General features: G+C 52.7%; 18 protein-coding genes, 2 tRNA genes, 2 riboswitches and 1 other annotated feature. Of the genes, 7 read left to right on the forward strand and 13 right to left on the reverse strand.

Features of this window, described 5'->3' with window-relative positions; all coding sequences use genetic code 11:
* Positions 1-14: 14 nt before the first annotated feature.
* Positions 15-1121: a hypothetical protein gene (locus KCG48_RS08755; protein WP_211801355.1), complete on the reverse strand. Its 1107-nt coding sequence runs from the start codon at positions 1119-1121 to the stop codon at positions 15-17.
* A gap of 370 nt (positions 1122-1491) precedes the next feature.
* Positions 1492-1701, forward strand: a binding site (T-box leader).
* 61 nt (positions 1702-1762) lie between these two features.
* Between KCG48_RS08755 and asnS the strand changes: the two genes are divergently transcribed.
* Together asnS and KCG48_RS08765 are read left to right on the forward strand one after the other, a co-directional pair.
* The gene (gene asnS / locus KCG48_RS08760; RefSeq protein ID WP_211801357.1) at positions 1763-3148 is read left to right on the forward strand and encodes an asparagine--tRNA ligase; all 1386 of its coding nucleotides are present in this window, start codon (positions 1763-1765) and stop codon (positions 3146-3148) included.
* 128 nt (positions 3149-3276) lie between these two features.
* Complete coding sequence (locus KCG48_RS08765; protein ID WP_211801359.1) at positions 3277-4152, forward strand: universal stress protein; 876 nt, start codon at positions 3277-3279, stop codon at positions 4150-4152.
* 88 nt (positions 4153-4240) lie between these two features.
* Here the strand turns inward: KCG48_RS08765 and KCG48_RS08770 are convergent, their stop codons facing one another.
* Together KCG48_RS08770 and KCG48_RS08775 are read right to left on the reverse strand one after the other, a co-directional pair.
* Positions 4241-5314, reverse strand: coding sequence for a M24 family metallopeptidase (locus KCG48_RS08770; RefSeq protein ID WP_211801389.1), 1074 nt, complete (start codon positions 5312-5314; stop codon positions 4241-4243).
* Positions 5315-5343: 29 nt separating this feature from the next.
* Positions 5344-6792: a leucyl aminopeptidase gene (locus KCG48_RS08775; RefSeq protein WP_211801361.1), complete on the reverse strand. Its 1449-nt coding sequence runs from the start codon at positions 6790-6792 to the stop codon at positions 5344-5346.
* Between the two features lie 248 nt (positions 6793-7040).
* Here KCG48_RS08775 and KCG48_RS08780 point away from each other — a divergent pair, with 248 nt between their 5' ends.
* Together KCG48_RS08780 and thiT are read left to right on the forward strand one after the other, a co-directional pair.
* Positions 7041-7892, forward strand: a complete 852-nt coding sequence (locus KCG48_RS08780; protein ID WP_211801363.1) for a DegV family protein — start codon at positions 7041-7043, stop codon at positions 7890-7892.
* A 40-nt stretch (positions 7893-7932) separates the two neighbouring features.
* Positions 7933-8028, forward strand: a riboswitch (TPP riboswitch).
* 69 nt (positions 8029-8097) lie between these two features.
* Positions 8098-8751: an energy-coupled thiamine transporter ThiT gene (gene thiT, locus KCG48_RS08785; RefSeq protein WP_211801365.1), complete on the forward strand. Its 654-nt coding sequence runs from the start codon at positions 8098-8100 to the stop codon at positions 8749-8751.
* Between the two features lie 49 nt (positions 8752-8800).
* Here the strand turns inward: thiT and KCG48_RS14770 are convergent, their stop codons facing one another.
* The 8 genes from KCG48_RS14770 to metG all read right to left on the reverse strand — a co-directional run bounded on the left by KCG48_RS14770 (position 8801) and on the right by metG (position 16711).
* Complete coding sequence (locus KCG48_RS14770; RefSeq protein WP_230977068.1) at positions 8801-9112, reverse strand: hypothetical protein; 312 nt, start codon at positions 9110-9112, stop codon at positions 8801-8803.
* A 63-nt stretch (positions 9113-9175) separates the two neighbouring features.
* The gene (locus KCG48_RS08795) at positions 9176-10069 is read right to left on the reverse strand and encodes an Mrp/NBP35 family ATP-binding protein (protein WP_211801367.1); all 894 of its coding nucleotides are present in this window, start codon (positions 10067-10069) and stop codon (positions 9176-9178) included.
* A 9-nt stretch (positions 10070-10078) separates the two neighbouring features.
* Positions 10079-10897 (reverse strand): hypothetical protein, encoded by an 819-nt coding sequence (locus KCG48_RS08800; RefSeq protein WP_211801369.1) that lies wholly within the window; start codon positions 10895-10897, stop codon positions 10079-10081.
* A complete protein-coding gene (gene rsmA, locus KCG48_RS08805) occupies positions 10881-11732 on the reverse strand; it encodes a 16S rRNA (adenine(1518)-N(6)/adenine(1519)-N(6))-dimethyltransferase RsmA (protein WP_211801370.1) in 852 nt (283 codons plus the stop codon). Before rsmA ends, KCG48_RS08800 begins: the two co-directional genes overlap by 17 nt.
* On the reverse strand, positions 11725-12276 hold the full coding sequence (rnmV, locus tag KCG48_RS08810) for a ribonuclease M5 (protein ID WP_211801371.1): 552 nt from the start codon (positions 12274-12276) through the stop codon (positions 11725-11727). The genes rsmA and rnmV overlap by 8 nt, the downstream gene beginning before the upstream one ends.
* Positions 12277-12371: 95 nt before the next feature.
* On the reverse strand, positions 12372-13391 hold the full coding sequence (locus KCG48_RS15015) for a 3D domain-containing protein (RefSeq protein WP_211801372.1): 1020 nt from the start codon (positions 13389-13391) through the stop codon (positions 12372-12374).
* 136 nt (positions 13392-13527) lie between these two features.
* The gene (locus KCG48_RS08820) at positions 13528-14310 is read right to left on the reverse strand and encodes a TatD family hydrolase (protein WP_211801373.1); all 783 of its coding nucleotides are present in this window, start codon (positions 14308-14310) and stop codon (positions 13528-13530) included.
* Positions 14311-14791: 481 nt separating this feature from the next.
* Complete coding sequence (gene metG, locus KCG48_RS08825) at positions 14792-16711, reverse strand: methionine--tRNA ligase (protein WP_230977069.1); 1920 nt, start codon at positions 16709-16711, stop codon at positions 14792-14794.
* Between the two features lie 547 nt (positions 16712-17258).
* On the opposite strand from metG, the gene KCG48_RS08830 reads away from it, so the two are divergent.
* Positions 17259-17334: transfer RNA gene (locus KCG48_RS08830), tRNA-Ala, on the forward strand.
* An 83-nt stretch (positions 17335-17417) separates the two neighbouring features.
* Positions 17418-17504: transfer RNA gene (locus KCG48_RS08835), tRNA-Leu, on the forward strand.
* A gap of 109 nt (positions 17505-17613) precedes the next feature.
* Here the strand turns inward: KCG48_RS08835 and KCG48_RS08840 are convergent.
* Positions 17614-18855: an aminopeptidase P family protein gene (locus KCG48_RS08840; RefSeq protein WP_211801375.1), complete on the reverse strand. Its 1242-nt coding sequence runs from the start codon at positions 18853-18855 to the stop codon at positions 17614-17616.
* A gap of 238 nt (positions 18856-19093) precedes the next feature.
* Positions 19094-19203, forward strand: a riboswitch (THF riboswitch).
* A gap of 63 nt (positions 19204-19266) precedes the next feature.
* On the opposite strand from KCG48_RS08840, the gene KCG48_RS08845 reads away from it, so the two are divergent.
* A complete protein-coding gene (locus tag KCG48_RS08845; RefSeq protein WP_211801391.1) occupies positions 19267-19806 on the forward strand; it encodes a folate family ECF transporter S component in 540 nt (179 codons plus the stop codon).
* Between the two features lie 65 nt (positions 19807-19871).
* Here the strand turns inward: KCG48_RS08845 and KCG48_RS08850 are convergent, their stop codons facing one another.
* Positions 19872-20543, reverse strand: a complete 672-nt coding sequence (locus KCG48_RS08850) for a hypothetical protein (RefSeq protein ID WP_211801376.1) — start codon at positions 20541-20543, stop codon at positions 19872-19874.
* Between the last annotated feature and the right edge of the window lie 190 nt (positions 20544-20733).

The following is a 20733-nucleotide window of genomic DNA, read 5'->3' on the forward strand; positions in this document are numbered from 1 at the left end:
TGCTCCTTATGCGATCAGTCCTGTAGCCAATGAACCTTTTTCCAGGTCAAGGTGGGATTTCCGATCTCAGTTTTGTCCAAATAATCCGTTGGTCGGGTATCCTGTCCGAAAGTGAAGTAGAAGACCCGCTGGGCTGAAGCTAGCGCATACGACAGTTCTTTCCCTTCTTTGGTGCTGTCCCAGGGCGCAAACGAAAGAAGTTTTCCCGTATGATCATAAATCCGAAGACCCCGCATTTCCGCCGGCACTTGAAACGCCTGATCAAGGTATTGGTTGCTGTTCAGGAGATAGATATACTGATCATCGTAAAGTGCCCCGCCCACTTCCACCGTCTTGTCCGCTTCTCGAATCAGGATCTTTTCTCCCTGATCCCCAGAACGGTAGAACCCCGTCATGTCAAACCAGAACGCCGTTCCTTGCTGATCCACATAGACATCGGCAAGAAAATCCAATTTTTCCGCCAAATCCTTGACGATAATCTTCTTGTGCTTTGTCTCATAGTTCAGGGATACCAGATCCAATCTGCCCATTTCATTGACTTGGAAAAAGAGCGCCTCTTCTTCCAAAAGTCTAAACAGCATCAGTTCCTCTGTGCTAAGAAGTTCCAGCTCATCCCTTGTATTCAGTTTCGTGCCATAGACCTTCTGCACCATTCCCTCCACTGTGGTTTCCTGAAGCACCATCACCAGATGATTCTGATAGATGGCATAGTTGGAAGTCACCGCCTCATCTTCCTGCAGATCCGTCAGGACTTTGACTTCCTCCCGATTCGTTCCCGTAAGGGATTCCCGGTAGAGGATGCGTTTTTGTCCTTTTTCCACCACATAATAGAGATGGTTACCCGATGCATAGGCATTGTAAGGCATATACGCCGAGCAGCTCTCGTCCCCATGGCGACAGGCAGGATCCGCGCATAGAATACTCAGCTCCCCGCTGTCTTGAAAGACATAAAGAAGGTTATTTGCATTGGCATAGGATCCTTCTTCCGACCATGTAAACACACCTCCAGAGCGGACAAACCGATTATAGTCCGACGCGTTCTCCTCTTTCGGTACAACCGTACGGGAGCATGCCGTAAAAAGTCCCATAACGAGAATGATCCCCATGATTTTCCTTCGCATATATCCTCCTTTTCCATGGCTTAAGCCACTTCCTCGATGAGCCTGCAATTTGCTCCTGGCAAATATTTTTATACAATATGATTGCTATAATTTATCCTATCATAAATCTCTCAGAATATTCAACTTTTTTTGTTTTTGACGAATATTTTATAGCTCATCAACCCTTGTTCACTTCACTTCAACCTCTCTTCACTCTCGGGATATGGATGATCTATTATTACCCCTTCTCCCATCGCATTTTCTTCACCCGGGAAATAACTGCTGGTTCTAAGGATTCCTCCTGGTCCCCTCCTCCCTATTCCTCAGTTTCGTATCCCTTGTCATCCCAAAGCTTTTGTTATATACTAGAGAAAGCCAGAAAATGAATACCACACATGCCGTGACGGGAAGAGTACCTGAAATCCCCCTTCATCCAGCGAGCTGATGACAGTGCAAGATCAGCAGAAGGCTTTCAGCGAAGAACGCCCCAGAGCATCCCCTTTGAACTCGAGTAGGAGGGGACGGACCTGACCGTTACAGGAAAAGTGACAGGGATTATTCCCTGTAAATTGGGTGGTACCGCGAGATTCTCGTCCCTTTACCGGGATGGGGCTCTTTTTTTATACCCCAAAACAAAAAATACATGGATAAAGGAGAAGAACATGGCTAGAGTAAAAGAACTGTACCGCAATGCCCAGGCTTTGGACGGCCAGAGTGTTGAACTCAGCGGCTGGATCCGCACCACCAGAGTGTCCAAGTCTTTTGGATTCATCGAACTCAACGACGGAGGCTTCTTTAAAAATGCCCAGATCGTATTTGACGATTCCCTGGAAAACTTCCAGGAAGTGTCCAAATACCAGATCGCCACGGCCCTCACGGTCCGGGGGACTCTGGTCTATACCCCCGAAGCCAAACAGCCCTTTGAGGTGAAGGCCAAGGAAATCCTTCTGGAAGGAGCGTCCTCCTCGGACTTCCCCCTGCAGAAAAAACGTCACACCTTTGAATACCTGCGAACCATCGCTCACCTGCGTCCCCGGGGAAACACCTATTCCGCTGTTTTCCGCGTCCGCAGCCTGGCTGCCTTTGCCATCCACAAGTTCTTCCAGGAGAGGGGCTTTGTCTACGTGCATACCCCCATCATCACCGGCAGTGATGCCGAGGGTGCCGGAGAAATGTTCCGGGTCACCACCCTGGATCCCGTGAACCCGCCTTTAACCGAAACCGGAGCAGTGGACTATGCCGAAGACTTCTTCGGAAAAGAAAGCAACCTGACGGTTTCCGGCCAGCTCAACGCCGAAGCCTACGCCCTGGCATTCCGTGATGTGTACACCTTTGGCCCCACTTTCCGGGCAGAGAACTCCAACACCGCCCGCCATGCAGCAGAATTCTGGATGATCGAGCCAGAGATAGCCTTTGCGGATCTTCAGGACGACATGAAGCTGGCAGAAGACATGCTAAAGTATGTCATTGCCTATATTCTGGAGCAAGCGCCGGAAGAGATGGAATTCTTCAACCAGTTCATCGACAAGACCCTCTTGGAGCGGCTTCAGTTCATCGTGGACTCCGACTTCAAACAGGTCACCTACACCGAAGCCGTGGAGCTTTTGCAAAAATCCGGCAAGGAGTTTGATTACCCCGTCACCTGGGGTGCCGATCTGCAGACTGAGCATGAGCGCTACCTCACGGAAGTCATCTTCCAGCGGCCCATTTTCGTCACCGACTATCCCAAGGAGATTAAGGCGTTCTACATGCGGCTCAACGATGACGGAAAAACCGTCGCTGCTATGGACTGCCTGGTTCCCGGCGTGGGCGAAATCATCGGCGGATCCCAGCGTGAGGAGCGTATGGACGTTCTTCTTCAGCGCATGGCCGATCTGGGCCTCCATGAGAAAGACTACTGGTGGTATCTGGAACTTCGCAAGTTCGGCGGCACCAAGCATGCGGGATTCGGATTGGGCTTCGAGCGCCTGATCATGTACATCACCGGCATGACCAACATCCGGGATGTCATCCCCTTCCCCCGCACCACCCACAACGCAGAATTTTAACCCCAGAGGAGAGCTTCGGCTCTCCTTTTTTTGTGTGGGTTCTAAACTTTTTGTAAAGGTTTTCGAATATTCGCACAGATCAGTGGTAAAATAAAGACAACAACCCATGCCCAGAAGGAGGTCATCTTATGTTCAAAAAATTGCTGATTGTCAACGAGCAGACTCCCTATGATGATTTGGTCATGAAATTTGCCTCCACCCTCAAGGTCTTCGGGGCGGAGGAAGCCATCCTCGCCAAGAAAAACCCCTTGAAAGTCTCCGCACCCCTGACGGAAAGCGAAGAGCTGGAACGCACCCGGGAGGAGCTGGAACACAGTGGCATCCACACCCGTGAACTGGCCCTGGACCAGCTGCCCATCGAAGAGATCAACCGTCTGGTCAGCGCCGACGAACTCTTTGAATCCCTCATCGTCATCGGGGCCAAAGTCTCCAGCATGGGCAAACGGATTTTTGATTCCGAATTCGCCTACGAGCTCATCCAAATGCCCAGCAAGCCGATTCTGGTGGTGCGAATCCACGAGAATCCGGACGGCAGCCACTTGACCCTTCCCCCGGCAGGTCTATCCCTGGACAGCCACGTGCTTTTCCCCACGGACTTTTCCGAAAACGCCCATCACGCTTTTCTCTATCTGGAGAAAATGGTGGAAAGCGGACTGAAACACGTGACCCTCATGCATGTCCAGGACATCGCCAAAATCAGCCCCTATCTGGACTACCGGATCATCGAGTTTAATCAGATCGACCGGGACCGCCTGGAGGGCCTGAAGAAGCGCCTGGAAGAAAAGGGCCCGGTGCAGGTGGATGTGGTCCTGGACGTGGGACGCCCCTTCCGGGAAATCATGTACACCATTGAGAAAACCCACGTGGATCTGGTTCTTTTGGGAAGACAGGGCAAAGGTTTCCTCAAGGACATCTTCATCGGCAGCACCAGCAACAATCTTACCCGCCGAGCTCCCGCCTCCGTGCTGCTCATCCCTAGGGCGGAGCGCCAGAAAACCGAGTAACCCATAACCCCTTGGACATGAAAAGCCCGGACGTGGCCGATTCCTGTATAAACAGAAATCGGCACGCGTCCGGGCTTATGTTTTCGGCTTAGAGAATTCGAAGTTCTTTGGATACCTGGTTCAGCACCTCCGCCCCAGTGGCGGTCACCACCACCAGGTCCTCGATGCGGACACCCAGCTTTCCCTCCAGGTAGATGCCCGGTTCCACGGAAAAAATCATCCCGGGCACCAGCGGATTTGTATTGGCGGAGGACACATCCCCGGGTTCATGGACCTCGATGCCGATGGAATGGCCCGTGCGATGAGTAAAGAAGGGGCCATATCCTTTTGCTGCGATGAGATCCCGGGCTGCCGCATCCACTTCGGCAAAGGTCACGCCCGGTTTGATTCGGGCAATGGCCGCTTCATTGGCGGCACGGACCGTCTCGTAGACTTCCCGGTCTTCCTCCGACGCATGGCCGAAGAAAACAGTCCGGGTCATATCTGAACAGTAATGGTTCTTCCGGCAGCCGATATCAAGAATCACCGCATCCCCCGGGTTTAGGAGCCGAAGGCCGTTGGTGTGATGGGGATCTGCCCCATTTTTCCCAAAGGCGATGATGGGGGTGAAGGAAAATCCGTCGGCACCCAGATTAGCGTAAATCTTGGCCAGCCGCTCCTCCACATCCTTTTCCGTCAGGTTCTCCTCCAGGACCTCCATGAGCTTTCCCATGGCGTCATCGTTGATGCGGGAAACCTCCCGCATGAGCTCCACCTCTTCCGGTTCTTTCACGGCCCGAAGTCCATCGAGCAAAAGGGAAGAGTTCATCACCTGGGTGGATCCCCAGCGTTCCATGAGGCCCAGGAGAAATCCTGAAGGCCAGTTCTTGTCGATGCCCAGGGTTTTCCCCGGCAGGAGTTCCTGACAAAGGATCCCCAAAGCATCGGAAGTGTCCTTCAGCCAGACCAGCTCCACTCCCTCCAGGGGCTTCTGGGGGAAGAGTTCGTTGATCAGGAGCTTCGGTGTACCCTCCAGAGGAACATAGAGCACCAGAAGCCGCTCGCCACTCTCAATCCATCGGCCGGTCAGATAGTAAATCGAAGGCGTATCCGTGACCAAAAGCTGCTCCAGCTGCACTTCCCGCATCCGCATTTTCATTTTTTCCCAGCGTGCCTGATTCATTTCCATCTTCCCTCCTGATTTAGGGGGTCTTAGCAGCACTTCTTGCCGCTGTCACCCTTGACATAATAATATAGTGTTTTCACCGGAACGCCGGTGGCACCCTTGGGCAGATAGCCCTTGGGGGATTCGATGTCGGAGGTCCCAGCCACATCCAGGTGTACCCAGGGCGTTTCTCCCACGAAGGCTTCGATGAAGGCTGCTGCCGTGCTGGCTCCGCCCCATCGTCCGCCGGTGTTCTTCAGATCCCCCCGGTCTCCCTTGATCAGGTCGTGGTGTCCTTCTTCTACGGGAAGCTGCCACAGGGGCTCTCCCGCAGTCTTGGCTGCCGCCTTCACCTCGTTAAGAAGCGCTTCATTGTTGGTAAAGGCTCCGGTATGAAGAGAACCCAGGGCCACAACGCAGGCCCCCGTAAGGGTCGCCACATCGATGACTGAGGCCACGTTTTCCTTGGTGATGATGTAGTGCACGGCATCGGCCAGGGTCAAACGGCCCTCGGCGTCGGTGCTGTGGATCTCGATGGTCTTCCCGGCCATGGAGCCCACAATGTCTCCCGGAACGTAGGCATCCCCGGAAATCACATTATCCGTGGCTAAAATAACTGCGGTGACATTCTTTTCCAGTTGGTTCAGGGCAATGGCTTTCATGGCGCCGATGACGGATCCTGCACCACCCATATCGCCGTTCATGGTGACCATGGAGGGACCTGGCTTAATGGAATATCCGCCGGTGTCAAAGGTGACCCCTTTGCCCACCAGACCCAGCACTGGTTCTTCGGAAGAGGCCCCGCGATAACGCATGACAATGCCCTGGGGTTCATTGGAGGAACCCTTGGCCACGGCCAGGAAGGCCTTCATCCCCATGGCCTCGGCATCCTGACGGGAGTACACCGTCACCTCGATGCCCAGGGGCTCCAGCTCCGCTTTTGCCGCTTCGGCCAATGCCTTGGGCGTAAGAACGATGGCCGGCTCATTGATGAGATTGCGGGTGGTAAACACCCCGGCCATGAGATGGTCCAGTTCCTGAAGACCGGGAAGCACTTTTTCTTCCTTGCCCTCCAGCAGCTGGAAGGAAACCTCTTCCAGGGTGAAGGGGGTCTTCTTGCTCAGGTACTTGTCGAAACGGTATTCCGCATGATAGAGCCCTTCCCCGAAGGCCTTGGTGCTCTTTCGGTAGCAAAGGCCCTGGAGCTTCGTCAGCTTCACGGAAGCCTTCTTTACCTTCAGCCGGGAGAGTTCCCGGGCGCCCTTAAAGGCGGCCAGCTTCAGTTCTTCCTCGGTGACCTTCTCTTCTTCGCCCAAGCCCAGGAAGACGAGAACCTTTCCCGTGTCCAGGCTCAGATGGCTGTAGAGCTCTCCTTTTTCCCCTTTGAAAAGTTCTCGCTCATTGAGCTCCTGGAGAAGCTCGGGATAATCGGAATCCTTGCCTTTCAGCACAGGAACCAGAACGGCATCATAGGACTGGTTAATGGTTATTTTCATAAACGTCGGGCAGGGAACGGATCCTCTGCCCTTGTTCACCTCGCTTTCACAAATTCTACCTTCTATTTTACTATAACCCGGCGGACAAGGGCTATTAATTTTCTGATTTCTATGTTGCTGAGCCCAGATCTGTATTCCTCCTCTGTTGAAAAAACCCGATCCGGCCGAGCCCCTTTCCCCCTTGCCCTTTATTGTAACCGCTTTAGTCCGGTGGTATACTTTAGAAAAGCAACCCTTTGGAGGAAACTATGGAAAAAATTGCAATATTCACCGACAGCGCCTGTGATCTTTCCGATGGCGATCTGGCCGAGTACGGGATCCGCTACCTGCCCCTGCGCATTATCTACAGGAATCAGGAGTACCGGGATCGGGTGGAAATCAGTCCTGATGCGGTGTATGACAACCTGGAAAATGAAGTGCCCAAGACCAGCCTGCCCTCGGGAGACGACATCAGCCGACTCTTTGAAGAGCTCATCGCCGAAGGCTATACCCATGCCATCGGTGTCCTGATCTCCAGCGGCCTCTCTGGCACGGCAAACTCCGTGAAGCTCATGGCCCAGGAGCATCCCCAGCTCACCACCTACATCCATGACACGAAGAACCTTTCCTTAGCTGAAGGCATCCAGGCGGTGGAAGCGGCCAAGATGGTGAAGGCCGGCAAATCCTTTGCTGAAATCCTGGAAGCCCTGCCCACGTTCCATGAGTCCGTGGATACCTACTACTGCGTCGCCACCCTGGATTATCTCATCAAGGGCGGACGAATCGGCAAAGTGTCCGGAACCATTGGTCAGCTCCTCAACATCAAGCCCATCATCTCCGTGGATAAGGATGGGGTCTACTATACCGTGGATAAAGCCCGAGGAACGAATCAGGCCTATGCCAAGCTCGTGTCCATTCTTAAGGAAAACCTGGAGAAAACCCGCTGCAAAGTGTGGGTCATGCACGGAGGCGCGCTGAAGGAAGCCCAGGACATGGTGGAGCGGATCAAGAACCTCCCCAATATCCTGTCCCTGGAGTTTGCCCAGATCAGCCCGGCTTTGGGCGTCCATACGGGAAAAGGCCTTCTAGGGATCTGCATCCAAAGAGTTCTGGGAAATTAGTCCATTGCCTTGACGGCAGAAGACATATCCCATAGAATAAAGTTATGGCTAGGGGTGCTGCAAAGCTGAGAGATGAAAATCAACCCTGTAACCTGATCTGGTTAGGACCAGCGTAGGGAAGCGGATAAACAACAAGAAGTTTACTGCCTTACCTTTGGTTAGGCAGTTTTTTTGTTCCTAGCCTCTAGTAAAAGGAGGAATTACCATGCTCAATCTCATGTCCAGTTCCAAGGAAGCCCTTACTGCCCTCATGGCCCAGCCGGCCGCTCTAGGGGCCCTCATTGCCGTCTTTGCCCTCATCGTCTTCATTCTGGTCACCCGGAAGATCCGACTCACCCCTCTTCTCATGGCCCAAATTGCCATCAGTGTGGCCATCTGCGCCGTACTGAACTCTTTGCCCCTGTTCCACATGCCCCAGGGGGGAAGTGTCACCTTGGCCTCTACCCTCCCCATCATCCTCATGGCCTATGCCCATGGGCCAGAAGTGGGTATGCTCACGGGATTTCTCTTTGGGGTGGTCAACCTCTTCATGGGGCCCTACATCGTCCACCCTCTGCAGACGCTTTTGGATTACCCTCTGCCCTTCATGCTGGTGGGGACTGCTGGTTACTTCAAGAACCGCTTCGTCGGTTCCATCGCCGGGCAGCTGCTTCGGCTGATCATGCACGTGCTCTCCGGAGTAATCTTCTTTGCCGCCTACGCTCCGGAAGGCCAGCAGGAAGGCCTGGGCCTTTGGATTTACTCCCTGGGCTACAATGGATCCTTTGTAGCCATGGAACTGGTCATCCTTCTCGCCATCCTGCTAGTACTTCCCTGGGAGCGTTTCCTTAAAATCCTTCAGGGTAGTCAAAAACGCTAATCATCACTATAAAATGTCAAGAGCCGGTTCAGTGAACCGGCTCTTGCATTTATCCTCTCAGGGCTCGAATATTTAAAACAAACTCGGCATTGACCAGTTCCATGCCTTTCTTAGTCTCCACCTCAATCCAGTTGTCCTTCACATCGCGGATAACCCCCACAATGGCGTTCCCGAAGGAACCCGTGGAAATCCTGCAGGAGCTGCCGATGTACTTTTGGATAATTTCATGGTTCATGGGAAACTTCCTCCTTTTTCTGCTGCGCTTCACGGCCACCACGGCAACTCTGCGCATTTCCGGCAGAATCACCACAAACAGGATGAACAGAGGCATATAGATGGCAATCCAGGATCCTTGGTTCATCTTTCCTCCCCCGAGAAAACCCTTTAGTTTTTAGGGTTCTCTCCTCTTGCTTTTCCCTGTCGATTATAGGAATGGAATCACTTTCTTCTTTACCGCTTTATTCCGGGCATAGATTTCCTCATCATCCGTTTTGAAGGCCTCATAGATCACATCATACTCGGGATTGGTGGCAGCAAAACGTTCCGCTTGGCCATCTTCCAGGTAATCGGTGAACTCCGGATTGATGGGGAGCTCCGCCAGAAGCTTCAGCCCCATTTTGTCAGCCTGACTCTGGGCAGAGTTGTTTGTGAAGACATTGTGGCGCTCACCGCAGCCCTGGCACTGAAAATAGGCCATGTTCTGGATGACCCCTTTCACGGGAATCTCCAGTTTCTCGGCCATGTTCACCACCTTCTGCACGATCATGGACACCATGCTCTGGGGGGTAGAAACCATCACCAGATAGTCCACAGGAAACTGCTCCATGATGGTCATGGCGATATCGCCGGTTCCCGGGGGCATATCGATGAGAAGATAATCCAGCTCGCCCCAGTCTGTGTCGGTAAAGAGCTGCACCAGGACATTGCCCAGGACCGGTCCCTTCCAGAGGAGGGGCTCCTCTTCTTCGCCCAGCATGAAGTTCATGGAAATGGCCTTGATGCCCAGTCCCGTTTCCACAGGGACAAACTTGTACGCATCCTTGACCTCCGTGGGGGCATAGCCGGTCCGTTCTTTTTCCAGCCCGAAGAATCGAGGGATGGAGGGACCGGTGATGTCGCCATCCAGTACCCCCACCTTATACCCCAGCTTTCGCAGCTGGACGGCGATGATGCCGGTGACGGTGGATTTTCCCACGCCGCCTTTTCCGCTGATGACCCCCACCACATGCTTGATCTTGCCGTACTTAGGCTTGATCAGCTCGCACTTCAGGTCCTTTCTGCATTTATTCTTCACTGCACATGTTGCGCACTTTACCATGATAACCTCCTAAAATCCTTCCGGCTTGGTCTCCGAGATGAGGGTTTCCCATCCCGTCAAGTCGTTGCTGTATTTGCCATAGATATAGTAGTTCCGGCTCATGGACTCTGACTCCATTTTCAGGGTGACCACCGCTTTGTAGACGAGGGTCGTGAAGCCCTGGGTTTTGACTTCCAGAACGATGTCGCTTTTCTCCCCCGGATTGAGGACCACCGTATTCCACTGGAGGGCCTCGGTCCGGAAATTCTCGATGTCCTTGGACAGCTGATATTTGAGGATGTCGGAATCCCCATACAGGCGGATGCCCATGGTCTTGTCCGGGAATTCTTCCCGGAGGGATGCCATGAGTTCCAACAGCGTCCCATAGTAGATTTCCTCGAAATATTTGGGTTTTCGCAGGCTGTAGAGATTGCGGATGAGATTATTATCGATGCGGTCAGTCACAATGTAACTGTCTTCCTCATTATAAAAATTCGCCCGTTGCTGGTCCGACATACCCGCCACATAACTGTACTTTCGGACATTCCCATCCAGATCATGAAATTCGAAGATGTAGTCCGCATCGTGGGTGATGCGTTCCGTGGTCTTCTTGGCAGAGGACAGGCTCGTATAGAGCTCCCGAATGGTGCTGGGATCCGTGACAATGAAGCGGAATCCCGGATCCCGGGTGCTCTGGATGATGATGGAGTCGATGTCCCCGGTGGTCATAAACTCAAAATCCAGATTCTTCATCCCATATTTCACCTTCAGGCTGTCGATGCGCGAGCAGCCCATGAAGAGTCCCACCGCAAGGAGGAAGCCCAGGATAAGGCTAGTTTTCCGTTTCACGCTTTCCCATCTCCTTGATTGTATTGGCCAACTGGGCAAAACGCTCCACCGAGAGAGTCTCTCCCCGAACCTTTTCATCCAGTCCGGCACGCCGCAGGACTTCTTCCACATATTCCCGGGAATACCCCAGAGCCTTCAGATTATTCGCCAGGGTTTTACGGCGCATATTGAAGACCTGCCGGATGATCCGGAAGAAGAGTTCCTCATCGGCCACCTCTGCCCGTGGTTTTGCCAGACGGGTGAGACGAATCACCGTGGAATCCACCTTGGGCCGGGGAATAAAGCACTCCGGAGGAACATGGCGGACGATCTTGGTGTCGCAGTAGTACTGGACCAGAAGAGACAGGGCTCCATAGTCCTTGGTCCCCGGCACCGCATTAATTCTTTCCGCCACTTCCTTCTGAATCATAATGGTCAGGGACTGGAAGCCCACCTTGTCATTGAGGATCCGGGTGATGATGGGCGTGGTGACATAGTAGGGCAGGTTGGCCACCAGCTTGATGTTTTCCCCGGCCGCCAGGGCTTCGAAATCCACTTTCGTGGCGTCGGCGTGGATCAGCTCGAAGTTATCCGCCTCCTTCAGTTCCTCCTGAAGGATGGGGATGAGCTTGGCATCCAGTTCAATGGCTGTGACCTTCCCCGCGGTGCGGATCAGTTCCCGGGTAAGGGTTCCCACGCCCGGTCCGATTTCCACCACATGATCCTCTTTTCCGATCTCGGCTCCCTGGACGATGGCGTGGACAATATTCTGGTCCACCAGAAAATTCTGGCCCAGACTTTTGGTAAAATGAAATCCGTATTTTTCTACGATTTCCCGTGTTGTGGCATTATTCATCGCGATACTCCTCAAAATGGGTTTTTATAGCCTGTTCAAACTCTTCCACGCTGATGCAGTACGCATTCAGCCGGGACAGAAACGATGCGGAGTTTCCGTAACCAATTCCCAGGGCTTTCCCCAGAATCTGCCGCCGAAGCTTCGAATCGGGTGCCCCTGCCAGCTTAAAAGCATGGAGATCCCGAGGGGTGAAGCGGATCTCCTTTTCCTCCACCACGGCTTTTGCCGCTTCCAGCGCACGGAGAATGGCCTCGGGGGATGCATTCTCCACCCCGATGTTCGTTCCTCTTCTGCCCTCTTCCCGCATGATGTAGGCGTGTTTTACCTGGGGCACACGTTTGGCGATGATCCGCCGGATGCGCTCCCCGGCATGGTCCGGATCCGTCAGCACGATGACCCCCGTGCGTCTGGCGGCTTCCCGGATCTTTCCGATGACCTCTTCATTGATCCCAAATCCATGGACGGCCAGAACCTCTGCCTCCACGGCTTTTTTCACCGCAGCCACATCATCCTTGCCTTCCACCACAATTACTTCTCTTATCATAGTATCCCCTTGCTTTTTACTCTTTCCTATTATAGCAGATATTTCTCCGGAACAAAAAAAATCGGGCAGGCGCCCGATTTTTACACGTCCGATTTTTAGTCCAGAATGTAGATGGTCACCGTGCGGCGTCCCCAGGTCAGGGCTGCCGAGGTGGAGTTCATGTAGAGGTCGATCTTGTTTCCCACGATGGCTCCGCCCACGTCTTCGGCGATGGCATAGCCATAGCCTTCCACATAAACTCTTGTGCCCAGGGGAATGACATTGCGATCCACGGCAATGGTGGACCAGCCTCCCTCATTGCGTACGGGTACGGTTCCCGTGGCCGTGACGCCGTGACCGGCATAGGCTGTGGCCGAAACCCGGAAGGATGAGGAATAGCTGAGAGAGGAGGGAATAGCGCCTCCCCGGGAAGCATAGATGGACGATGCCGAGGGCTTTTTCGCCACCACTGGAACCTTGGTTCCCACGGCTACGATCTTATCCACCGGACTCTTGACGATTTCATTGCCCACTTCCACTTCGCTGACGAGGATTCCATCTTCATAGGTGCGCTGACGGGTGATTTTACGTTCTCCCTGGGCGCCTTCCTGCTTTACGATCTTGGTGCCCTTCAGAAGATTGCTGTCCTTCACTTCCTGCACGGCGAAATCCACGGGTTGCGTCTCATAGACCACTTCTCCCGTCACCCGGATCACGGATACCTGCATGCCGCTGTAGACAGCATCGGTCATGGCAGCGGAGACGATATCCGCCTCGTTAACCACCACATTCTCTGCGGTGAAGAAGGCTTCCACGGTCTTTTCTGCGGTCATGAAGCGCACGGTGGCGCCATCTGCCGTGAGTTCCACCGGGACTGCCCGGATGATCTCAATCTTGTCGTTCTTGGCCAGGACATCGGAGGTACTCCGGTCCATCTTGTCTTTCTCCGCCACGGTGATGCCCATTTCCGACAAAACACCTTCCACGGTTTCCGAATATGTCTCTATGACTTGTTCTTTTCCATCAATAACAATGGTAATGTGCTTCTTCATACTATTAACAGCCATGACTACGGTGAGCATGGTTGCCGCTGCGAATAACGCAATGAACACACTCTTTGAAAATAATCTTTTCATATTACCCTCCTTTAGAGTTACGGACCCATTATATCGGGGGGCAATTTCACTGTCAAAAAATAGCGAAAATCATTGATTATCAACGATTTTCGCTATTCGACACATCATATTATGAACAAATTGTTAACGTAAATCTTCACAACTTCTTCTCCGAAAGTCCAAAGAGCCGCTGTACATTCGCAAAGGTGGTCTCCAGAACCTCCTCCACCGTGATTTCCTTCAGCTCCGCCACCTTCTCCGCCACGGACCGAAGATAGTCGGACCGGTTCCGCTTTCCTCGGAAAGGCACCGGGGCCATGTAAGGGGCATCGGTTTCCAAAAGAAGGCGATCCAGGGGGATTTCCTGAACCACTTCCGGAAGCTTCCGGGCATTCTTAAAGGTCAGCACTCCGGAAATCCCCAGGTATCCGCCCAGCTTGACAATTTCCCGGGCCATCTCCACACTGCCGGAGTAGGCGTGAAACACAGAGGTGACCATGGGGTAGGCCTTGGCAATGGTCAGGATGTCCTCATGGGCCTCCCGATCATGAAGAATGATCGGAATCCCAAGGCTTTTGGCGATTTCATACTGATCGGTCAGCACCGCTTTCTGGATCTCCCGGGGGGGATTGGACTCCCAGTAGTAATCGAGACCCACTTCACCCACGGCGACAAATTTGTCCCGCTGCAAAATCTCCAGGAGTTCTTTTCGAACCTCCTCATTATACTCCGCGGCATTTTCCGGGTGGATTCCCACCGCGCCGTAAATATAGTCATAACGCTCCACCAGATCCACCGTTTTCTGGATCGAGGCATAATCCGAACTCATGTTGAGCACGCCCCCCACTCCCTGGGTCGGCATTTCCCGGAGAAGCTCATCCCGGTCTTCATCAAATTGTGCATCATCATAGTGAGCATGGGAGTCAAAAATCGCTTTCATGGCATTTCCCGTCCTTTCATCTCCCCTAGAAATGTGAAGAGAATTCTTCACACAAATGAATGAAATGTAAACATATCATACGAATGTTCATTTTCTGTTCATAAACTCCGGGGATCGGCTTTTTGCAAGGCTTCCAAGACTTATGAAGAGCCCTTTACACCTATTAATTTTCTGGATTTTTTCTTTTTTGTCATGATTTTGTTATGATTTCGTTATCATTCCTCCGCATCCAGCCCTGGGCCCACCCACTCGCGGACCAGACGGATGGTGTAAACGAACGGCAGTTTCGCCATCGTTCGGATCTGTCTCGTAGGCTTTCAGAGTTCTTTTCTCCCCTTAAGCCTTCGGTTTCAGTGTAGCACGAACATCCCCACCGGTCCAAGACCCTTCCCCCAGGATTTCATGAAAAGAGCTGCAGCAAAGCTCCCGAAGGAGGTGCTGCAGCTCAATTTTACCCAGGGACTCTTTGCATTTTGGGCCTTTAGCTGACGACAGTACCGGTTTCCTCATCCTTATCCGGAACAATCACAGATAGGGATTCAGCGGTGGACGCAGCCAGGATCATCCCCTGGGAAAGCTCTCCCCGCAGGGTAACGGGCTTCAGGTTGGCCACAAGAATAACCTTCTTTCCCACAAGATCCTGGGGGGCGTAATGCTCTGCGATGCCGGAGACCACCTGACGGGTTTCATTTCCCAGATCTACCGTGAGCTTCAGCAGCTTCTTGGCCCCCTTGATGGGTTCACAGGCTAAAACTTTTACCACCCGCAGGTCCAGCTTGGCGAAATCTTCAATGGTGATCTCTTCCTTTAAAGGCTTGACCGCTTTCTTCACCACGGGTTTCTCCTGGAGGGCTTCCAGCTCCTCCAGCTTTTTCTGGACATCGATGCGGGGGAAGATGATTTCACCTTTCTGCACCAGGGTGCCCGGCTTGGTGCCGTCAAAGCTCAAGAGGCTGGCAAAGGAAATATCTTCAGCCTGGATCTGACGCTGAACCTTTGCTGCTGTATCCGGCAGGAAGGGCTCCACCAATGCGGCGGCAAAGCGCAGGGTTTCCAGAAGATTGTACATCACGCCGCCCAGACGAGCTTTAAGAGCTTCATCCTTGGCCAGAATCCAGGGCGTGGTTTCATCAATATACTTGTTGGCCCGGCCGATGAGGGTCCAGATATGGGTCAGGGCCTCGGGCAGCTTCAGCTGATCGATGGCGTCTCCCACCAGCTGCGGGGTCTTCAGACACAGCGCCATGAGCTCCGCATCGAAGTCTCCTTCCACATATTTTTCCGGAACGATGCCCTCGAAATACTTCTCCACCATGGAGACGGTTCGGGAGAGGAGATTGCCCAGATCATTGGCCAGGTCTGAGTTGATCTTCTTGATAAAGGTTTCATTATTAAAGAGGCCATCACTGCCGAAGGGAATTTCCCGCAGCAGGAAGTAACGGACGGCATCCACCCCGAAATGATCCACAAGGATCACCGGATCCACCACATTCCCCTTGGATTTGGACATTTTTCCGCCATCCACCAGGAGCCAGCCATGGCCGAAGACCTGCTTGGGCAGGGGGATATCCAGAGCCATGAGCATAATGGGCCAGTAAATGGTATGGAACCGCAGGATGTCTTTTCCGATGAGATGGACATCAGCAGGCCAGTACTTGGCATACAGCTCCGTATTGTCCGTGCCGTAGCCCAGGGCGGTGATATAGTTGGACAAGGCATCAATCCAGACATACACCACATGATCCGGGTCAAAGGACACGGGAATCCCCCAGTCAAAGCTAGTACGGGAGACACATAGATCCGTCAGCCCCGGCCTAAGGAAATTATTCAGCATTTCATTCTTTCGGGATTCCGGCTGAATAAAGTGCGGATTATCCTCGATGTACTGAATGAGGCGGTCTGCATACTTGCTCATCTTAAAGAAGTAGGCTTCCTCCTTGGCTTTCTCCACGGCTCTTCCGCAGTCCGGACACTTGCCGTCCTTCAGCTGGGAATCCGTCCAGAAGGATTCATCGGGGGTGCAGTACCAGCCCTCGTAGACGCTCTTGTAAATGTCGCCCTGATCATAGAGCTGTTTGAAGATCTGCTGCACCACTTCCACATGATACTCATCCGTGGTGCGGATAAACTTGTCATAACTGATGTTCATCAGTTTCCAGAGATCTTTGATCCCCGCCACGATATGATCCACATACTCCTTCGGCGTCACCTTCTTTTCTTCAGCCAGACGCTGAATCTTCTGGCCGTGTTCATCACTGCCTGTGAGGAACATGACGTCAAAGCCGTCCTTTCGCTTGTACCGGGCCAGAGCATCGGCCGCTACGGTGGTGTAGGTGTTGCCGATATGCAGATTCGCTGAGGGGTAGTATATGGGGGTGGTGATGTAATAGGTCTTGTTCATGGTTTCATCCTCCTTAATCATAAAAAAAAGCTCTATGGATTGCTCCATAGAGACGCTTCTTGCGTGTTCCCACTCTAATTCACACAGCCCTCGCGGTGCTGTGCCTCCACAGGTGGCCTGAACCACCTCGCCCTGTAACGGGGGCTCCCGGGTACCCTAACGATTCAGATACCGACTCCAAGTCCATGTTCCGGGTTGTTTCGCTGCCTCTCTTTCACCAACCGTAGGCTCTCTGTGAGTTTCCCTTCCCGTACTCTTCTTTTCTTCGTCAATTTTTCTCATATCATGTCTAATTCTAGCAAAGAACGCGTTCCAATGCAACGGTTTCCCCGGATCCCCCAGAACGCAGCCCCAAAAGATCCCTCCTGAGAAATTTCCAGGGCAAACCCTGTCCCCAGGCTCCTTCCAGGATTTTTTTGTTTCGGGATAATTCTTCCCGCTCAAGGAATATCCCCCTTTTTGACCTGCATTTTCAAAAAATATGAATAAATTATTTCAATCTCACTATGGATATTTCCGAAATCCTGTATTATAATAACTCATGTACGGGGGCGTAGCTCAGCTGGGAGAGTGCCACACTGGCAGTGTGGAAGTCGTGGGTTCGAGTCCCATCGTCTCCACCATTTTTCTTTTTTAAAAGAAATCTCTTGAAAAAAAGAAAAAGTGGACGTATAATATGTTTTGTGCTCCTTTGAGAGCAAGTCATGCAGATATGGCGGAATTGGCAGACGCGCTAGCTTCAGGTGCTAGTGGGGGCAACCTCGTGCAGGTTCAACTCCTGTTATCTGCACCAGCAGAGAAAGAATCCCAACCGGAAACGGTTGGGATTCTTTTTTGTCTCATTTTCCGCATGTGAAAAAAGGCAGGGCGTTAAAGCCCTGCCTTTCAAACTATCCTATCGGTTAACGCTTCGCGAGGAACGCTTCTACATCTTCCACGGTGATGGGGATCTCCACAGAAAGATTCACTGCACCGTCAGCGGTGATGAGGACATCATCCTCCAGGCGGATACCGATACTTTCCTCTTCGATATAGAGACCGGGTTCCACGGTGATGACCATCCCTTCCTCCAGGAGTCCATCCCGACGGCCCACATCATGGGTATCCAGGCCCAAATGGTGGGAAGTGTTATGGTAGTAGTATTTGCGGACTTCCTCATCCTTTTCGATGAGACCCAGAGCCTTCAGTTCCCGGGCATAGATTTCCAGTACCAGCTCATTGATGCGAGCATAGGGAACCCCGGGTTTCACCATGGCGATGACCTCATCATGGGCTTTAAGCACAATGTTGTAGAAGGTCTTTTGCCGTTCGCTGAACTTTCCGCTGACGGGGAAGGTTCGGGAAATGTCTGCACTGTAATAGCCATGTTGTGCTCCCAGATCCAGAAGAACCAGATCCCCCTCCTTCACCTCCGCGTCATTGGCCACATAGTGAAGTACAGTTCCGTTATGACCGGAAGCGCAGATGGTGGTGAAGGCAAAATCTTTTACACCCCGGGACTTCAGGATGAAGTCAAAGTAGGCCTCCAGCTGGTACTCCTTCATGCCGGCTTTGGCGTTCTGCATGAGGTGCGCAATACCCTCTCCCGTAATGGTGATGGCCTTCTTGATTTCCTCCACTTCGCGGGCGCTCTTGCGCACTCTCAGCCGGGAAATCCCATTGTAGCAGTTGGCCACCTGAATTTGGGGATACTTGGCCGCCAGGGATTTGGCAAAAGCCACGCCCGTCGTATCCGGAGCCTGAAAGTTATCCTTCTCCAGATCAAAGTACACCCGGACCACATCTTCCTTCGCCAGAAGATTATGCAGGAACGCCTCCAGGGTATCCAGGAAACGGATATCCGTAATTCCCGACACGGCCGTGGCTTCCTCCGGACTGATGGTTTCCCCCACCCATTTCACCAGCACCTCATCCCGGCGCTTGATAAAGAGAGATTCCTGCACCGCACCCTGGTGTTTATAAAGGGCCAGGACCACGGAGCTTTCCGCAATTCCCGTCAGGTAGTAGAAGTTCCGGTTAGGGGTATACTTGTAGGCTTCATCCGCTGTTTTCTTCGGGGCTTCTCCCGCAAACAGGAGCAAAAGACTGTTGTCTTCCAGGGTCTGGGCGAGGTTTGCCCGGTTCATTCCAGTAAATTCTTTCATATTCTCCTCCTCAAGTTCGGATCAAGATAGCATAGGGTTTCTTAAATTGTATCACAGACCTGAAATTTCAGCCCACTTCCCCAGAAAAAATCTCCATCCTGGGAAGAAACCCTCAACCTTGGCAGAATCTCCCGGATGCTTTTGCCAGAGCTCCAATAATCCTGGCAAAAAATCCCGGGATTATTATTTTTTAGCTTCCCTGTTGCAATCCACCCTTCCGGAAATTACAATGAGCACAGGCAAAGTAGGAATATGCGCGTCAAGTGCCAGTCGGACGGGAAGTTGCCGCTGGACGAAAAATTCCCCCAAAAGGGAGAATTTACGGTGCCTATTCCGCATTCCGTTGCCACAGAAGAGTCTTCTCTTTATGTGGTTATCACAAAATAAGGGAGGTCATTTTTTTTGAGAAAAATGATTGAGACACTCCGGTCTTCCGCCGGCGAACTGCGGAAGACCAACACCATCGCCCTGGCGGGTCTGCTCATCGCATTCAGCGTTGTGCTGGCTCTCCTGAAAATCCCCATTTCCCTGATCAACCAGATCAGCTTCGCCTCGCTCCCCATCGCTGCCGGCGGCATGCTCTTCGGCCCTGTGGTGGGTGCCCTCATCGGCGTGGCGGCGGATCTTCTGGGGTATGTGGCCCGTCCCACGGGACCCTTCTTTCCGGGCTTCACCCTCAACGCCCTCCTCGTGGGAGCGCTCTACGGCTTCCTGCTCTACCGCAAGAAACCAACGCTTCCCCGGGTAGCCCTTTTGTCCCTCTTGACGACACTGCTGATTAACATGCTGCTGACCCCGCTTTGGCTGCAGATGATGTTTGGAAAAGCATTCCTCGTCCTCGTGGCCGCCCGGATCACCAAAAACCTCATCCTCTACCCCATCACCACAGCGCTACTCTATGGACTGCTGAGTGCGGTGCATCGGGTAAGTACGTCAAAAAAAGCATTTTGAGCATAGCTTGTAAAATAAAGAGAGCTGAACCATCACCCTGATGTGTTCAGCTCTTTTTTCTTTGGTTAAGCTTTCGCCACGGGGACAGCGGGTTTCTTTTCCGGTTCCGGATATTCCACCAGACCATACTTCTCGGCATAGCTGTAAAGTCCGCCGGGCTTGTAGTTCAGATAGCGGTCACCCGCCTTGAGGAACTGATCCCCATACTTCAGGAAATCATTGCCCATATTTTCTACCATGGACTTGCGCCTTGGGGCGCCCATTTCCGGAACGGTATTCTGCACAGCCCCCGCAGCGGAAGCTGCCGGCTTCTCCGTCTTCTTCCCGTAACTCTCGTCATAGGCATAGCGCTGTTCCCGGGTGTTGGTTTCCATCTCTTTTTTCTTCTTGGCCGCTTCCCGCTGACGGTCCTGGTTTTCCTTGGTGGAGGTGAGACTATCCCGAGACCGGACATCGGCATAGGGATTCACCGCGGTCATGGGACGTTTCTGATCGTAGTCCATGTTCGACCGCTGAAAGCTCTGGGTATGCTTTTGGGCTTCCTTGGTCAGCTGGGTGATATCATCGGCTGCCACCGCTCTAGGCTTTGCCGCGCCGTAGCCTTGGCCTTGACTTGGCCGGCTCTGGGGCGGTCTGCGGGCAGGATTCTTCTTCTGCGCGCTGACAATGGAGCTGAAGATCGCAAATACCACAATAATGGGGAGAAAACTGCCGAAAAGGCCGAAAATCCAATCCATAACCTGATCCTCCAATTCATTTGTTGGGGTCATTATAGCACAGAAACCTTAAAAATTTCGAAATTTCGCAACTTTTCACGCAGAAGAAATCCCCTCCGAAGATTCGGAGGGGATCAGACTGTAGACAAAGCGACCAATTTCCGAAAAGAAATGGTCGCTTTGTTTTTTATGTGGCAAGAATTAGCTTTTC

Origin of the sequence: Proteiniclasticum sediminis, from assembly GCF_018128025.1 — a bacterium.
GTDB classification, from domain to species: Bacteria; Bacillota; Clostridia; order Clostridiales; family Clostridiaceae; genus Proteiniclasticum; species Proteiniclasticum sediminis.

Coding starts and splice junctions, on each gene's coding strand:
- KCG48_RS08795 (WP_211801367.1), bottom strand. CDS start 10,069: ATGGTAAAGTGCGCAACATGTGCAGTGAAGAATAAATGCAGAAAGGAC.
- KCG48_RS15015 (WP_211801372.1), bottom strand. CDS start 13,391: ATGAAAAGATTATTTTCAAAGAGTGTGTTCATTGCGTTATTCGCAGCG.
- thiT (WP_211801365.1), top strand. CDS start 8,098: ATGCTCAATCTCATGTCCAGTTCCAAGGAAGCCCTTACTGCCCTCATG.
- KCG48_RS08770 (WP_211801389.1), bottom strand. CDS start 5,314: ATGAATCAGGCACGCTGGGAAAAAATGAAAATGCGGATGCGGGAAGTG.
- KCG48_RS08755 (WP_211801355.1), bottom strand. CDS start 1,121: ATGCGAAGGAAAATCATGGGGATCATTCTCGTTATGGGACTTTTTACG.
- KCG48_RS08775 (WP_211801361.1), bottom strand. CDS start 6,792: ATGAAAATAACCATTAACCAGTCCTATGATGCCGTTCTGGTTCCTGTG.
- metG (WP_230977069.1), bottom strand. CDS start 16,711: ATGAACAAGACCTATTACATCACCACCCCCATATACTACCCCTCAGCG.
- KCG48_RS08845 (WP_211801391.1), top strand. CDS start 19,267: ATGATTGAGACACTCCGGTCTTCCGCCGGCGAACTGCGGAAGACCAAC.
- KCG48_RS08820 (WP_211801373.1), bottom strand. CDS start 14,310: ATGAAAGCGATTTTTGACTCCCATGCTCACTATGATGATGCACAATTT.
- KCG48_RS08840 (WP_211801375.1), bottom strand. CDS start 18,855: ATGAAAGAATTTACTGGAATGAACCGGGCAAACCTCGCCCAGACCCTG.
- KCG48_RS14770 (WP_230977068.1), bottom strand. CDS start 9,112: ATGAACCAAGGATCCTGGATTGCCATCTATATGCCTCTGTTCATCCTG.
- KCG48_RS08765 (WP_211801359.1), top strand. CDS start 3,277: ATGTTCAAAAAATTGCTGATTGTCAACGAGCAGACTCCCTATGATGAT.
- KCG48_RS08780 (WP_211801363.1), top strand. CDS start 7,041: ATGGAAAAAATTGCAATATTCACCGACAGCGCCTGTGATCTTTCCGAT.
- rnmV (WP_211801371.1), bottom strand. CDS start 12,276: ATGATAAGAGAAGTAATTGTGGTGGAAGGCAAGGATGATGTGGCTGCG.
- rsmA (WP_211801370.1), bottom strand. CDS start 11,732: ATGAATAATGCCACAACACGGGAAATCGTAGAAAAATACGGATTTCAT.
- asnS (WP_211801357.1), top strand. CDS start 1,763: ATGGCTAGAGTAAAAGAACTGTACCGCAATGCCCAGGCTTTGGACGGC.
- KCG48_RS08850 (WP_211801376.1), bottom strand. CDS start 20,543: ATGGATTGGATTTTCGGCCTTTTCGGCAGTTTTCTCCCCATTATTGTG.